The 14,394-nt window shown below is 72.5% G+C and carries 16 protein-coding genes; 3 read left to right on the top strand and 13 right to left on the bottom strand.

Annotated features, from left to right (window positions below; all coding sequences use genetic code 11):
* From IEZ00_RS09255 to IEZ00_RS09235, 5 genes are all read right to left on the bottom strand, one after another.
* A partial coding sequence (locus tag IEZ00_RS09255) for a YciI family protein (RefSeq protein ID WP_229795345.1) occupies positions 1-330 on the bottom strand: 330 nt, incomplete at its 3' end.
* A 122-nt stretch (positions 331-452) separates the two neighbouring features.
* Positions 453-3,074, bottom strand: a complete 2,622-nt coding sequence (locus IEZ00_RS09250; RefSeq protein ID WP_189222771.1) for a CHAT domain-containing protein — start codon at positions 3,072-3,074, stop codon at positions 453-455.
* Between the two features lie 62 nt (positions 3,075-3,136).
* Entirely contained in the window at positions 3,137-3,412 is a 276-nt protein-coding gene (locus IEZ00_RS09245) for a hypothetical protein (protein ID WP_189222770.1), read from the bottom strand.
* Between the two features lie 360 nt (positions 3,413-3,772).
* Entirely contained in the window at positions 3,773-3,967 is a 195-nt protein-coding gene (locus tag IEZ00_RS09240; protein ID WP_189222769.1) for a DUF397 domain-containing protein, read from the bottom strand.
* Positions 3,964-4,830 (bottom strand): helix-turn-helix domain-containing protein, encoded by an 867-nt coding sequence (locus IEZ00_RS09235; RefSeq protein ID WP_189222768.1) that lies wholly within the window; start codon positions 4,828-4,830, stop codon positions 3,964-3,966. Before IEZ00_RS09235 ends, IEZ00_RS09240 begins: the two co-directional genes overlap by 4 nt.
* A 96-nt stretch (positions 4,831-4,926) precedes the next feature.
* Here IEZ00_RS09235 and IEZ00_RS09230 point away from each other — a divergent pair, with 96 nt between their 5' ends.
* Complete coding sequence (locus IEZ00_RS09230; RefSeq protein ID WP_189222767.1) at positions 4,927-5,148, top strand: hypothetical protein; 222 nt, start codon at positions 4,927-4,929, stop codon at positions 5,146-5,148.
* Positions 5,149-5,212: 64 nt separating this feature from the next.
* Here IEZ00_RS09230 and gatB read toward each other — a convergent pair whose 3' ends face one another.
* The 4 genes from gatB to gatC are packed head-to-tail and all read right to left on the bottom strand — an operon-like array spanning position 5,213 to position 8,716.
* Positions 5,213-6,715, bottom strand: a complete 1,503-nt coding sequence (gatB, locus tag IEZ00_RS09225; RefSeq protein WP_189222766.1) for an Asp-tRNA(Asn)/Glu-tRNA(Gln) amidotransferase subunit GatB — start codon at positions 6,713-6,715, stop codon at positions 5,213-5,215.
* Positions 6,712-6,903, bottom strand: coding sequence for a hypothetical protein (locus tag IEZ00_RS09220; RefSeq protein ID WP_189222765.1), 192 nt, complete (start codon positions 6,901-6,903; stop codon positions 6,712-6,714). The genes gatB and IEZ00_RS09220 overlap by 4 nt, the downstream gene beginning before the upstream one ends.
* On the bottom strand, positions 6,900-8,420 hold the full coding sequence (gene gatA, locus IEZ00_RS09215) for an Asp-tRNA(Asn)/Glu-tRNA(Gln) amidotransferase subunit GatA (protein WP_189222764.1): 1,521 nt from the start codon (positions 8,418-8,420) through the stop codon (positions 6,900-6,902). The genes IEZ00_RS09220 and gatA overlap by 4 nt, the downstream gene beginning before the upstream one ends.
* Positions 8,417-8,716 (bottom strand): Asp-tRNA(Asn)/Glu-tRNA(Gln) amidotransferase subunit GatC, encoded by a 300-nt coding sequence (gene gatC, locus IEZ00_RS09210; protein ID WP_189222763.1) that lies wholly within the window; start codon positions 8,714-8,716, stop codon positions 8,417-8,419. Before gatC ends, gatA begins: the two co-directional genes overlap by 4 nt.
* Before the next feature lie 207 nt (positions 8,717-8,923).
* Between gatC and IEZ00_RS09205 the strand changes: the two genes are divergently transcribed.
* Positions 8,924-9,577 (top strand): ACT domain-containing protein, encoded by a 654-nt coding sequence (locus tag IEZ00_RS09205; RefSeq protein WP_189223307.1) that lies wholly within the window; start codon positions 8,924-8,926, stop codon positions 9,575-9,577.
* 71 nt (positions 9,578-9,648) lie between these two features.
* Here the strand turns inward: IEZ00_RS09205 and IEZ00_RS09200 are convergent, their stop codons facing one another.
* Complete coding sequence (locus IEZ00_RS09200; RefSeq protein WP_189222762.1) at positions 9,649-10,374, bottom strand: 3-keto-5-aminohexanoate cleavage protein; 726 nt, start codon at positions 10,372-10,374, stop codon at positions 9,649-9,651.
* A gap of 35 nt (positions 10,375-10,409) precedes the next feature.
* On the opposite strand from IEZ00_RS09200, the gene IEZ00_RS09195 reads away from it, so the two are divergent.
* Positions 10,410-10,829, top strand: coding sequence for an SWIM zinc finger family protein (locus IEZ00_RS09195; protein WP_189222761.1), 420 nt, complete (start codon positions 10,410-10,412; stop codon positions 10,827-10,829).
* On the opposite strand, the gene IEZ00_RS09190 is transcribed toward IEZ00_RS09195, so the two are convergent.
* From IEZ00_RS09190 to IEZ00_RS09180, 3 genes are all read right to left on the bottom strand, one after another.
* Positions 10,801-11,301 carry a GNAT family N-acetyltransferase gene (locus tag IEZ00_RS09190; RefSeq protein ID WP_189222760.1) on the bottom strand — a complete coding sequence of 167 codons (501 nt, stop codon included), beginning with the start codon at positions 11,299-11,301 and terminating at the stop codon, positions 10,801-10,803. The genes IEZ00_RS09195 and IEZ00_RS09190 overlap by 29 nt on opposite strands.
* 77 nt (positions 11,302-11,378) lie before the next feature.
* On the bottom strand, positions 11,379-13,511 hold the full coding sequence (ligA, locus tag IEZ00_RS09185; RefSeq protein ID WP_189222759.1) for an NAD-dependent DNA ligase LigA: 2,133 nt from the start codon (positions 13,509-13,511) through the stop codon (positions 11,379-11,381).
* 31 nt (positions 13,512-13,542) lie between these two features.
* Positions 13,543-14,220 (bottom strand): hypothetical protein, encoded by a 678-nt coding sequence (locus tag IEZ00_RS09180; protein ID WP_189222758.1) that lies wholly within the window; start codon positions 14,218-14,220, stop codon positions 13,543-13,545.
* Positions 14,221-14,394: the final 174 nt, after the last annotated feature.

Genomic DNA, 14,394 nt, shown 5'->3' with positions numbered 1-14,394 from the left:
GGGGGCGGCCGACAGCTCCCCGGCCAGTTCGACGGCGCGCTCGTAGCTGTCGACGTCGATCACCATCCAGCCCGCGATGAGGTCCTTGGTCTCGGCGAACGGGCCGTCGGTGACCGGCGGGCGGCCCTCGCCGTCGTACCGGACGAACGTGCCCTCGGGGGCCAGCGCCTGGCCGTCGACGAACTCGCCGGTCGCCTCCAGGCGGGCCGCGAAGTCGCGCATGTACTGCATGTGGGCCGAGATCTCCTCGGGCGTCCACTGGTCCATGGGCACGTCGTTGACCGCCGCCGGAGCGCCCCGGTAGTGCTTGAGCAGCAGGTACTTGGCCATCGTGGTCCTCCTCGGTACCGACGCGACCCCATTGTCGTCGCGTTCACCACGGGGACGGAGCCGGACACGGGTTCTCGACATCGCCCGCCGAACTTTTTCCCGGAACTTTTCCCGACCTCCCGTCAGCCCGAGCCGAGGCACACGAACGGGCGACGCAGCGGGTCCACCGCCACCGCCTCGGCCAGCGCCACGGCGGGTGGCGCGCCCGTCGCCAGGGCGCGGTGGAAGTCGGCCATCGCCGCGGCCGACGGCTGGTCGCCCACCTTGCTCGACGCGGCGATCACCGTGCGCGCCCCACCGGCCAGCAGCGCGCCCGCGAACCCCAGCGGCTCGTCGCCGGGCCGCACGCGGTTGAGCGCCAGCTCGCAGGCGGCCAGCACGACCCGCTCCGGGGGCCGCCGCACCCGGCCGACCTCGTGCGCGAACAGCGCCCCGTCGACCAGCTCCAGCCGGGAGAACAGGGCGTTCTCCGGCTCGTGCTCGCCGTGCGCGGCGATGTGCGCCAGCTCGACGCCGTCCAGCGCCTCCAGCACCGACACCACCCTGGCCTCCTCCACGCCCAGCAGCTTGGCGTCCCGGTGCAGCACGGCCAGCCGCTCGATCTCCCCCTGCGCGGCGGCCAGCCCAGGGCCTCGGACCAGCACCACGCCGCTGCCGTGATCGCGGTCGACGCGGCTGCTCGACAGCCAGGCGGTGGCGGAGGGCACCACGGTCGTCGGGCGGGAGGCGCAGGTGGGCAGCACGCCCCAGGGCACCACGTACAGCGCGCCGGTCGGCACGACCACCAGCTCCCGGTCGCCGATCATGTCGGCCAGCGGGCGCAGCAGGGCGGCGTCCAGCTTCCGCGCCTCGCGGCAGGCGGACGCGGAGATGACCTCGACCAGCGGGGGCGGCAGGTGGTCGGGGGCCAGCGCGTTCAGGTCGGCGTGCAACTTGCGCGCGGCCTCGGTGGCCACCTCCACCGCCCCCAGGCGCACCATGCGCACCCGGCCGTCCACCACCACGACCGCCACCAGCTCCTCGTCGCACGAGGCGAAGCTGATCAGCGCGCGGTCGCCCAGCCGGGCCGCCACCTCGTCGGCGGTGGCCACGGGCCGGGGCTTGCCCCACGGGCTCGCGCTCCAGCCCAGCTGCATCGCGGCGCGCTGGCCCGCGGCGTAGCGCTGCTCCAGCTCGGCGGTGGGCGCCCCGTCCAGCCGGGCGCGCAGCAGCAGCCTGCTCAGCTGCCGGACCTCGGCGATGCGCTCGCCCAGCGCCGCGTCCACGGTGGACTCGACCGGGTCGTAGCGGTACATCTGCGCCCTGGTGCGCTCCAGCCAGGTGAACAGCCGCTTGGCGTTGGCCGGGGAGTCGCCCGCCGCCAGCACCAGCCGGACCGCCAGCTCGCCCAGCTCGCGGCCGTGCAGCGAGGTGCCGGACAGCAGTTCCAGCCCGCCGAGCTGGTCGCGCATCCGGCCCAGCTCGGCCAGGCCCGCCTGCGCCTGGGCCAGCGCCGCGCGCTGGTTGCCCTGGGCCAGGGCGAGTTCCGCCCGGCACAGCCGCAGCAGCATCCGGTGGTCGATGGGGCTGAACCGGCGCGACTTGGGCACGCTGCGCAGCAGCTCGGCGGCGCGGTCGGTGTTGCCGCGCCGGACCTCCAGCCGGGCGGCCAGCACGTGCGCCAGCGCGGCGTGCTCGTGCAGCTTCAACGCGGCCAGCTCGGCCGCCAGCGACAGCGCCCGCTCGACCAGGCGCGCGGGCGGGCGGTGGGTCGGGCGGTGGGTGCCGATGGCGCACAGCGCCCTGGCGCGCAGGATGATCAGGCTGGCGATGGCCGCCCACGCGGGGCTGCCGCGCTGGGCGAGCTTGCGCTGCGCCGCCTTGGCCATCCGCTGGGCGGTGATCAGGTCACCTTCGTGCAGCGCGGCGATGGCGCGGAACATCTCCGCCTCGGCGATGTCCTGGCCGACCCGCTGGGCGCGCAGGTCGGGCAGCACCGCGTCCAGCTGTCGGCCCGCCTCGTCGGCCAGCCCGACGGCGATCATCGCCTCGGCCTGGTCGATGCGCAGCCGCAGCAGCAGGCCCGGTTCGACCTCCTGGAAGGTCTTGGCCGCTTCACCGTAGCGGCGCAGCGCCGCGGTGACGTCCCCCGCGCGCAGCAGCACGTTGCCCAGGGCGTGCGTGGCGATCGCCGCCCGCATGGGCATGTCGTACTGGACGGCCAGCTCCGCCGCGCGGTTGAGATCGCGCACGGCCTTGTCGAACTGGTAGATCTCGCCGAAGGCGTTGCCCCGGTTGGACAGGGTGGTGACCAGCGAGTTGACCACGGGCGTGGGGTCGTCGGTGGTCTGGGCGAGCTTCGCCTCGTGGTAGGCCACGTCGAGATCGACGTAGCGGATGCCCTCCCAGATGCGGCCCACCCGGAACAGCAGCACCCCGTGGACGCCGTTGGCCAGGCTCTCCAGTTCGTCGCGCAACGCGCCCGGCGGCATGGCCGACAGGCTCTCGCGGGTCACGGCGATCTGGTTGAGCCCCTCCTCCAGACCGCGCGTCTCGGCGACGCAGAACGAGAGGGTGATCAGCAGCCGGACGCGGACTTCCAGGCTCTCCACCGAGTTCACACCCGACGCGTCGAGGCGGGCGATCCCCTTGCGCAGCAGTCGCGACGCGGCCGGGTAGTGGTTCGCCGACGCGGCGAGCTTGCCCTTCCGGTGCAGTTCGCGGGCGTCCCGGACAGGATCGGCGTTCTGCGGGGGCACAGGCATATCAGAGCACAAACGAAGTGACCGCACTGCCAGCCGTCCGGCTGGCAGTGCGGTCGTCACGCTCAGTTCCTCGCCACCGCGGGGTCGTCCGAATGGGTCTGGTACGGACCACCCATGGGCTGCATCGGCGCGGCGGGCGCCTTCGGGTCCGGCTCATGCGGCTGGTAAGGGCCACCGGTCGGGTCCGTGGGCTCGCCGTGCGTCTGGTAAGGACCGCCGTTGGTCTCCACGCCGCCGTCCCCGGCGAACAGCGCCAGCGGGCTCTCCTCGACCTTGGCGGCGATCTCTTCGATCTCCTCGACCAGCTCGGGGTCGGTCCTGGTCTTCGAAGGGTTCATGCCAGCAGACATCGTTGTTGCCCTCCCCTGCAACGGCACCCGCGCGGGGTGCGTGGTGCCTCTGTTGGAGTCAATCCGGTAGGCCCCCCGGCCCTCCGAACGGCTCAAGCCTGACACAGATGGCGGCAAGATTGAGGGGGTTTTTTACTGTGCGCAACGATCGACTACGGCAAACGGGCTCTGACCAGGGGCAACAATGCCACCCGACAGTGGATACCACACGAATGGGCTAACGCATTAACAGTATTCCGTCACTGTGAATACCCGTTTTCTGCGGGTGTTCGCCCTGGCAGTGGCGCTCTCACCGAGAAGAGTGAACAAGGAGTAGCGCTCACTTCACCACGCGCGAGCATTCCATGATCAATTGTCAAACCGGCCTGATTTGACAGCTTCCAGAAAAGCACGCCAGGCGGCAGGGGCGTACTCGGAGATCGAACCGGTCGCGTTCTTGGAATCGCGGACGGCGACCACCCCGGTGATCCGCACCTCGACGCAAGCGGGACCGTTGGCACTGCTGCGAACGCTCTTGAACCAGCCGGTGTCGCGAGGGCTCACAGTTCCTCCAACAGCTCGCGGATGAACCGCTCGGTTCCCGGCTCGGTCGCGGCGAGTTCCCAGACGCGCTCGAACGCCAGCGCCAGGGCTGCGGTGTCGGCCGGGTCATCGTAGTAGGCGGAGTGCCCCGCGATGGCCTCCGAATAGCCGACCGCAGGGGCCTTTCCCTTGAAGTCGAACAGGATCAGGGCTCGACCGCGCAGCGGGTTGGGGTGGGTGTCGTTGCGCAGCAAGCGAATCGCCGGCCCCGGCCGCCCGTCGCACAGGGACAGCAGGTGCCGCAACTGCCCCCGCATCACTTCGGGCGCGCCGAAGTCGGCGCGCAAGCTGTCCTCGGTCAGGACGAACCGGAGGTCTTTCGGCTCTCCCGCGCCGAAGACGACCGCCTGGCGGTCGAGCCGGAAGGAGATCCGGTCCTCGCGACCGGGGTCCGCGCCGTCCCACCAGATGCCGTCGCCCTCTTCGATGACCGCGCGGATGTAGTCCGGTGACTGGAGCAACCCCGGCACGATGCCCGGCTCGTAGGTGCTGATCCGCGCGGCGTTGGCCTCCAGGTCGGCGAACCGCTGGTAGGAGTTGGGCAGCAGGTCCACGTAGGTCCGCCCGCGCTTGCGACGGCGGGCCTGCGCGCCGAGGGCGAGCATCGCCTCCCGCTCCGCACCGGACACCGCGTAGTAGTCCAGCAGCCGCGCCAGGTCGTCACCGCTGAGGGTGCCGTTGCCCTCCTCCAGTTCGACGACCTTGGTCCGCGACCGGCCGATGGCCTCGGCCGCCGCCTTCTGGGGCACGCCCTTGTCGAGCCGGAGCCGCCGCAGCGCCAGGCCCAGTTGCCGCCGCTCGAAGGTCTGCCGAGCCCTAGCCACAGGCGCTCCCCGTTTCTCACCCGATCAGGTTCTGGGTCAAGCCACACCTGTCTCGCTAGCCTAAGCGAGACAGGTTGCCCTTAAGAAGGAGATGTCATGCCGCTGCACCAGTACTCCGACGTGTCGGTCGAAGCCTGGATCGAGATGTCCGGGGACGTGTCCGTCACCGCCGACGTCAACGCCGACGACGACCGCGTCACGCTGACCTTCGGCCACAACCGCGAGTACGTGATGGTCATGGACCACCGAACCCTCACCAAGGTCGCCGAGGTTTCCGGGCAGGCCCTCGGGGAACTCGCGGTGCACACCGGGGAGTGAGCCCGAACCCACTCCCCGGTCCACCGGTCCCCGCCCCGCAGGTCCCCGCTCAGCAGGTCCCCGCTCAGGAGCAGCGGGCGATCACCAGCTCGCGCACGCGCTTGGCGTCCGCCTGCCCCTTGGTCGCCTTCATGACCGCTCCGACGATCGCGCCCGCCGCCGCCACCTTGCCGTCGCGGATCTTCGCCGCCACGTCCGGCTGCGCCGCCAGCGCCTCGTCCACCGCCGCCTCCAGGGCCGAGTCGTCCGAGACGACCTTCAGGCCCCTGGCCTCGATGACGGCCTCCGGCTCGCCCTCGCCCGCCAGCACGCCCGCGACGACCTCGCGGGCGAGCTTGTTGGTCAGCTCGCCGGAGTTCACCAGCGCCACGACCCGCGCGATCTGCGCGGGCGTGATCGCCAGCTCGGCCAGCTCGACGCCCCGGTTGTTGGCCTCCTTGGTCAGGTAGGCCACCCACCACGAGCGCGCCTCGGCGGGCGTCGCGCCCGCCTCGACCGTGGCCGCCACCAGGTCCACCGCGCCCGCGTTGACCAGGTCGCGCAGCTCGGCGTCGGTGAGGTTCCACTCCTGCTGGATGCGCTTGCGGCGCTCCCAGGGCAGCTCCGGCAGCGTGCCGCGCAGCTGTTCCACCCACTCGCGCGACGGCGCGACGGGCACCAGGTCCGGCTCGGGGAAGTACCGGTAGTCCTCCGCGGTCTCCTTGGTGCGCCCGGAGGAGGTGCTGCCGGTGGACTCGTCGAAGTGGCGGGTCTCCTGGGTGATCTTGCCGCCGCCCGCGAGCACCGCGGCCTGGCGGGTCATCTCGAACCGCACCGCCCGCTCGACGCTGCGCAGCGAGTTGACGTTCTTGGTCTCGGTGCGGGTGCCGAACTCGGTGGTGCCCTTGGGCATCAGCGACACGTTGGCGTCGCAGCGCAGCGAGCCCTGGTCCATCCGGACGTCGGAGACGTCCAGCGCCTTGAGCAGGTCCCGCAGCGCCGTCACGTACGCGCGGGCCACCTCGGGGGCCCGCTCGCCGGTGCCGGTGATCGGCTTGGTGACGATCTCGATCAGCGGCACGCCCGCGCGGTTGTAGTCCAGCAGCGAGTGCTCCGCGCCGTGGATGCGCCCGGTCGCGCCGCCGACGTGCAGCGACTTGCCGGTGTCCTCCTCCATGTGGGCGCGCTCGATCTCCACCCGCACCACCGTGCCGTCGTCCAGCGCGACGTCGAGCCAGCCGTTGAACGCGATCGGCTCGTCGTACTGCGAGGTCTGGAAGTTCTTCGGCATGTCCGGGTAGAAGTAGTTCTTCCGGGCGAACCGGCACCACTCGGCGATCTCGCAGTTCAGCGCCAGGCCGATGCGGATCGCCGACTCCACGGCCTTGCCGTTGACCACCGGCAGCGCGCCGGGCAGGCCGAGGCAGGTGGGGCACACGTGGGTGTTGGGCTCGCCGCCGAACAGGTTGGCGCAGCCGCAGAACATCTTCGTGTTCGTGTGCAGCTCGACGTGGACCTCCAGGCCCAGCACCGGGTCGTAGCGCTCGACGACCTCGGCGTAGTCCATCAGCTCGTCGACCGAGGTCATGCCTTCCCGTCCTTCCGCATCGCCCGGATCGCCAGCGCCAGGCCGGTGATCGCGACGATGGCACTGCCCAGCGCGTTGGCCAGGGCCAGCTTGTCCTTGTCGCCGCGGGCGGCCTTGAGCGAGGAGAACGCGCTCGCCGCCGACGCGCCCGCGCTGAGCAGGCCGAACACACCACGGGTCTTCTTCATCGCGCGGCTCCTTCCAGCTGCGGGACCTGGCTGATGACGGTGTGGCCGAGGGCGGCGTCGCGGGCCGCCTCGTAGGCCGCGGCCACCCGGTACATGCGGTGGTCCTGCAGGGCCGGGGCCATGATCTGCAGGCCCACCGGCAGACCGTCCTCGTCGGACAGCCCGCTGGGCACGCTCATCGCGGCGTTGCCCGCCAGGTTGGCCGGGATGGTGCACAGGTCGGCCTTGTACATGGCCATCGGGTCGCCGGTGCGCTCGCCGATGCGGAACGCGGTGGTCGGCGTGGTCGGCGAGACCAGCACGTCCACCGTGGCGAACGCGGACTCGAAGTCGCGCGAGATGAGCGTGCGCACCTTCTGCGCCGAGCCGTAGTAGGCGTCGTAGTAGCCCGAGGACAGCGCGTACGTGCCGATCATGATGCGGCGCTTGACCTCCGCGCCGAAGCCCGCCTCGCGGGTCAGCGACATGACCTCCTCGGCGCTGCGGGTGCCGTCGTCGCCGACGCGCAGGCCGTAGCGCATCGCGTCGAAGCGGGCCAGGTTCGACGACGCCTCGCTCGGCGCGATCAGGTAGTACGCGGGCAGCGCGTAGTCGAAGCTGGGGCAGGACACCTCGACGATCTCCGCGCCCAGCTGCTTGAGCTGCGCCACGGCCGCCTCGAACGAGCGCAGCACGCCCGGCTGGTAGCCCTCGCCGCTGAACTGCGTCACCACGCCGACGCGCACGCCGGTCAGGTCGCCGTTGGCGCCCTCGCGGGCCGCGGCGACCACGGGCGGCACGGGCGCGTCGACGGAGGTGGAGTCCAGCGGGTCGTGGCCCGCGATGATCTCGTGCAGCAGCGCGGCGTCCAGCACCGTGCGCGCGCACGGGCCCGCCTGGTCCAGCGAGGACGAGAACGCCACCAGGCCGTAGCGGGACACGCCGCCGTAGGTCGGCTTCACGCCGACGGTGCCGGTGACCGAGCCGGGCTGGCGGATCGAGCCGCCGGTGTCGGTGCCGATCGCCAGCGGCGCCTCGAACGCGGCCAGGCTGGCGCTGGAACCGCCGCCGGAACCACCCGGAATCCGGTCCAGGTCCCACGGGTTGCGGGTCGGGCCGTAGGCGGAGTTCTCGGTGGAGGAGCCCATCGCGAACTCGTCCATGTTCGTCTTGCCCAGGATGACCACGCCCGCTTCCTTGAGCCTGCGGGTCACCGTGGCGTCGTAGGGCGGGCGCCAGCCCTCCAGCATCTTCGAGCCGCACGTGGTCGGCACGCCCTCGGTGGTGAAGACGTCCTTGAGGGCCAGCGGGACGCCCGCCAGCGGGCTCGCGGGCGCGTTGCCCGCGGCGACGTCCTCGTCGACCCTGCGGGCCGCGGCCAGCGCGCCCTCGGCGTCGACGTGCAGGAACGCCTTCACCGAGCCGTCGACCTCGGCGATGCGGTCCAGGTGCGCCTGCGCGACCTCGACCGCGGAGACCTCGCGACTGGCGATCTTGGCCGCCAGCTCGGCGGCGGTGCTGCGGATCAGGTCGCTCATGCTTCCTCCCCCAGGATGCGGGGGACGCGGAAGCGACCGTCCTCGGCGGCGGGGGCGCCCGCGAGCGCCTGCTGCTGACCGAGGCTGGGACGCACCGCGTCCTCGCGGAACACGTTGGTCAGCGGAACGGCGTGCGAAGTGGGCGGGATGTCCGCGGTGGCGATGTCGCCCACCGTGGCCACCGACTGCAGGATCACGTCCAACTGGCCTGCGAACAGGTCCAGCTCGTCGTCGGTGACGGCGAGCCTGGCCAGGCGAGCCAGGTGCGCGACCTCGTCGCGGGAGATGCTGGGCACCTCGTCAACCCCCGTGGGTCGGTTTTTCGGATCGGGACCCGACGAGTCTATTGGCTGGTCAGGGTGGGGCCCGAGCGGGCCGACCGGGAGTGCGGGATTTTACCGGCGCGCAACCGCGCGCGTCGGTCGGAAAGCGAAGCCGCGTCTGCGACAATCATCGGCCGGCGAGTCGACCGTTCGGCAGTACCTCAGCATGGAGGCGTGCACGTGTCCTTCCTGATCCGGGTCCAGCTCCCGGACCGTCCCGGCACCCTGGGTGCGGTCGCCTCCGCGCTCGGCGCGATCGGAGCCGACATCCTCAGCGTGGACGTGGTGGAGCGCGGCTCGGGCCTGGCCATCGACGACCTGGTGGTGGAGCTGCCCTCCGGGCGGCTGCCGGACGTGCTGATCACCGCCGCGGAGTCCATCGACGGCGTGGAGGTCGACGCGGTGCGGCCGTACGCGGGCGTGCTGGACACCCACCGCGAGCTGGAGCTGGTGGAGGAGGTCGCCGAGGAGCCCGCCAAGGGCCTGGCGGTGTTCACCGAGGGCGTGCCCAAGATCATCCGCGCGGGCTGGGCCGTGGTCGTGGAGCGGGGCAAGGCCGGGGTGCACCGGGTGACCGCGTCCACGGCCGCCCCGGAGACCCGCCTGGTGGACCCGCCGTGGTTCCCGCTGGCGCGGGCCACCGTGCTCGACGGCGAGGACGGCTGGGTGCCCGAGACGTGGCGCGAGCTGGGCACCGAGCTGGCCGCGACCCCGCTGGGCAGGCCCGACCGGGTGCTGCTGGTGGGTCGTCCCGGCGGGCCGATGTTCCGCGCGGCCGAGGTGGCGCGGCTGGCCCACCTGGCCGGGATCGTGTCCGTGGTGCTGCCGGACTGACCGCCGCCGGACTGACCGCTGCCGGACCGACCGCCGCCGGACCGACCGGCTGTTAACGGACCGCCCTGCCGCTAGCGGACCGACCGGCCGCGCACGATCCGGCGGGCCTGCTCGACGAGCTGGGCGTTGTTCGCGGCCGGGCGGCCGTCCGGGAGGGTGAGCACGTCCTCCAGGCCGACGCGGGTGTCCAGCTCCAGGCGGGCGGCGTGGCCCAGCACCGGCCAGGCGCTGTCGTCCTCGCCGTGCAGCAGGACCGGCACGCCCAGCGGCTCCAGCAGCGCGAGCAGCCGCTCGGCCTCGGCGACGCCCTCGCCGGGCTGGACCTCGGCCAGCAGCCGCACGGTCCCCTCCGGCACCCCGGCGGCGAGCAGCCGCCGGGCCGCCTCCTCGTGGAACACGCCCACCTCGACGCCGATCCCGGCCTCGCGCAGCGCCCGGCACACCTCCAGCCAGCCCTCCTCGTGGGCGTTGACCGAGGCGAAGTCCGGCTTGCCCGCCGCCAGGCCCGCCCAGCCGCGCACCAGCTCGGCCCGCCTGCGCGGGTCCGGCTCGATCCACGCCCCGGTGGTGACGCCGATCGCGGCGCGCGGCACGGCGGCGCGCACCACCGAGACCGCGGTGGCCACCTCCGGGCCCGCGAGCACCTCCGCGCCGGTGATGTCGCGCGGGTGCAGGTGGAACGAGGTGACCCCGAGCCGGGCCACGGCGACCGCGTCGGCGGCCAGCTGCTGGGGGGTGATCGGCAGGGCCGGGTGGCTGCCCGCCGGGCGCGCGCCGTTGGAACAGACCTGGAGCACGCGACCCACCGAACCACACGGTGTTGGATACCGCCATGTCGACGCTCACCTCTGCCCTGTTGCGGCACCGCGCGGGCCACAAGTCGTACTGGCGCGGTCTGGCGTACCGCGATGCCGTGGTGTCCCTGGAAGTGCATCCACGCCACGTGACGGGCGTCGTGGTGGGCACAGCGGAGTACGAGGTGTCGTTGGCGTGGGACGCCGAGGTGCTGGTGGGCTCGTGCTCGTGCCCGTACGGCGCGGAGGGGTTCTTCTGCAAGCACTGCGTGGCGGTCGGCCTGGTGCTGCTGGCGCGCGGGCTGACCGTGCCGCCGCCGGACGCGGAGGACTCGGCGCTGCGCGCCCGGCTGGCCGAGCTGCCGCCGGAGGTGCTGGCGGACTTCCTCTACGAGCAGGCCGCGCGCGACCCCGCGCTGCGGGCCAGGGTCATGAGAGCTCCAGTCGGAAGGCGATGAGGTCCACGCCCGGCTTGGGCCGCCAGTCCCGCTCCGGGCTGCGCGCGAAGCCCAGCCGCCGGTACAGGCGCAGCGCGCTGGGCATCCGCTCGGAGGTGCTCATGACCAGCCGCGCGGCGCCCACCTCGCGGGCGCGCCCGATCGCGGCTCGGACCAGCGCCTCCCCGATGCCGCGGCCGCGCGCGTCGGGGCGCACGGCGAGCATCCGGAACTCCAGCTCGCCCTCGCGGCAGGTCTCGGCGTAGGGCGAGCCGGGGTGGACCACCGAGATGGTGCCCAGCACCGCGCCCCGGTCGTCGACCGCGACCAGCAGGTCGGTGTGCCGGGCCCGGTCGCGGGCGTCGGCGAGCTCGGCGGCGTAGTCGTTGACGGGACCGGTGAGGTAGCCCTCCGCCCGGTAGGCGGCGACGGTCAGCGCCCCGACCTCGTCCCACTCGTGCTCGTGCGCGGGCCTGACGACGACGTCGGTCATCGCTTCCCCTTCCTCGTCGCGGTTGCCCGATTATCGACCAGGAAGGGGGCCGCGATCATGCGTTCCGGGTGACCGGCTCAGGCGTCCTCGGCGTTCGGCTCGCCGACGGTGGCCAGCGGGGTGGCGGCCTCCGGGCCGTCGGCGAGGAGGGTTCGGAAACCCGCCTCGTCCAGCACCGGCACCTTCAGCTGCAGCGCCTTGTCCGCCTTGGAGCCGGGGTTGTCGCCCACCACCACGAAGGCGGTCTTCTTCGACACCGAGCCGACCGCCTTGCCGCCGCGGGCCAGGATCGCCTCCTTGGCCTCGTCGCGGGAGAAGCCCTCCAGCGAGCCGGTCACCACGATCGACAGGCCCTCCAGGTTGCGCGGGACCGAGGTGTCGCGCTCGTCGACCATCCGCACCCCGGCCGCCCGCCACTTGCGCACGACCTCCTGCCGCCACGCGGTCCCGGCCCACTCCCGCACCGCCAGCGCGATCGTCGGCCCCACCCCCTCGGCGGCGGCCAGCGCCTCCTCCGACGCCGAGGTGATCGCCTCCAGCGAGCCGAACTCCCGCGCCAGCGCGCGGGCCGCGGTCGGCCCCACGTGCCGGATCGACAGCGCGACCAGCACCCTCCACAGCGGACGCTGCTTCGCGGTCTCCAGGTTGTCCAGCAGCTTCACCGCGTTGGCGGTCAGCTCGCCGTGGATGGTGCGGAACAGCTCGACCTGCCCCAGCTTGTCCGCGTCGAGGGAGAACAGGTCGCCCTCGTCGTCGTAGACCGGCGAGTCGACCAGGGCGGCGGCGGCCTCGTAGCCGAGCACCTCGATGTCCAGCGCCGACCGGGAGGCCAGGTACGCCAGCCGCTCCCGCAGCTGGCCGGGGCAGCGCGCCGCGTTGGGGCAGCGGATGTCGACGTCGCCCTCCTTCATCGGCCGCAGCGCGTGCCCGCACTCGGGGCAGGTCAGCGGCATGACGAATTCGCGCGCGTCGTCCGGGCGGGCGTCGATCACCGGGCCGAGGACCTCCGGGATCACGTCGCCCGCCTTGCGGATGACGATGCGGTCGCCGATCAGCACGCCCTTGCGCTTGACCTCCGAGGCGTTGTGCAGCGTCGCCCGCGCCACCGTGGACCCGGCCACCTTCACCGGCTCCATCACCGCGAACGGCGTCACCCGACCGGTGCGACCCACCTGGACCTTGATGTCCAGCAGCGTGGTGGTCGCCTCCTCCGGCGGGTACTTGAACGCGATGGCCCACCGGGGCGCGCGCGAGGTCGTGCCGAGGCGGCGCTGCAGCGGCACCTCGTCGACCTTCACCACCACGCCGTCGATCTCGTGCAGCGCGTCGTGCCGGTGCGCGCCCCAGTGCTCGACGTGCTCGCGGGCCTCCTCGAACGAGCCGACCACCTTGGTGTGCGGCGACACCGGCAGCCCCCACGCGCGCAGCGCCTCGTACGCCTCGGACTGGCGGGTCAGCTCGAAGCCCTCCCGCTTGCCCAGGCCGTGGCAGATCATCCGCAGCCTGCGCGAGGCGGTGACCTTGGGGTCCTTCTGCCGCAGCGACCCGGCCGCGGTGTTGCGCGGGTTGGCGAACGGCGGCTTGCCCGCCTCGACCAGCTTCGCGTTGAGCTCCAGGAAGTCCTCGACCGCGAAGAACACCTCGCCGCGCACCTCGACCAGCTCGGGCACCGGGTGCTCGTCGGTGCCGGTGAGCACCTCGGGGATGTCGTCGATGGTCCGGACGTTGAGCGTCACGTCCTCGCCGGTGCGGCCGTCGCCCCTGGTCAGGGCGCGGACCAGGCGGCCGTCGCGGTAGAGCAGGTTGATGGCCAGGCCGTCGATCTTCAGCTCGCACAGGTAGTGCGTGCCCGCGCCGACCTCCTTCTCCACCCGCTTGAACCACTCCTGGAGCTCGTCGAGGTCGAAGACGTTGTCCAGGCTGAGCATCCGCTCCAGGTGGTCGACCGCGGTGAACTCGGTCGAGAACGTGCCGCCGACCCGCTGGGTCGGCGAGTCGGGCGTGGCCAGGCCGGGGTGGGCGTCCTCCAGCTCCTGCAGCGAGCGCAGCAGCGCGTCGAACTCCCCGTCGCTGATGGTGGGCGAGTCCAGCACGTAGTAGCGGAACTGGTGCCCGCGCACCTCCTCCGCGAGCGCCTGGTGCCGCTCCCGCACGTCGGCGGGGACGTCTTCGACACCTTCGACCGGGGTGGGTTCATCGCTGCTGGTCACGGGGTGAGCCTAGCCGGCGGGTCCGACAGTTTCAGGAGGACGGCTCGGCTTGGGACTGGTCGAGTCCGCGCACCAGTTCGCGGAACTCCAGCAGGCCGATGGTGGCCGCTGGCTCGGTCGTGGCGGTTTCCACCCGACCGAGGCGCTCACCCGCCAACCGCTCACCGAGGGTGACGTCCAGCGGGAGGAACGTCATGGTCCGCCGCTGCTCCTCGTCCAGTGCCGCGAACTCGGGGTGGTACACCGCCACGTCCACCAGGCCGTCGCTGACCTGGGCGACCACCCGCACGTCGGCCAGCGGCAGCCTGCGCGCGCCGAGGTTGACGGTGACCTCGGTCGGGTCGGGCACCGGGGGCACCGAGTCGTGGTACTCCCAGATCATGTCCTCCGGCGGCGCGGCGGCCTTCCAGGCGTCGGTGTAGGGGCGCAGCCTCGGGTCCTCCTGGCCGCTGATCACCAGCGCGTAGATGGCCCGGTGCCCGCGGTCGACGGTGAAGTGCAGGTCCGGGTGGATGCCCGCGACCAGCTCGCACAGCTCGTTCTCCACCCGGTGCGGCTCGCGGTCCCCCAGCGCGGCGCTGACCTGCGGCAACAGCTCGAACCAGCGCTCCCAGAACCGCTGCGCGGCCTCCTCCGGGTTGGGCAGGTGCCCGCTGGGGTGCGCGGCGGGTCGCGGCGGCTCGGGTCGGTTGCGGCGGAACCAGCTCATGCCCCCATCCTCTCGCGAATCGCGCGTTCGGACACCGAGAACCGAGCGTTCCGGCACCCCGAACCGAGCGTTCGAGCACCTGGGCGTCCCCTGTGGACAGATCCGTCCACAGGGGACAGCCCGGTCACCAGCCCTCGGGCGGCTCCACGAACGCCTTGCCCAGGTCGCGGGTCA

Source organism: Saccharothrix coeruleofusca (genome assembly GCF_014648515.1).
GTDB lineage: Bacteria > Actinomycetota > Actinomycetes > Mycobacteriales > Pseudonocardiaceae > Actinosynnema > Actinosynnema coeruleofuscum.
Note: the sequence above shows the minus strand (reverse complement) of the source record. Positions and strands in the feature narration are given on the sequence as shown.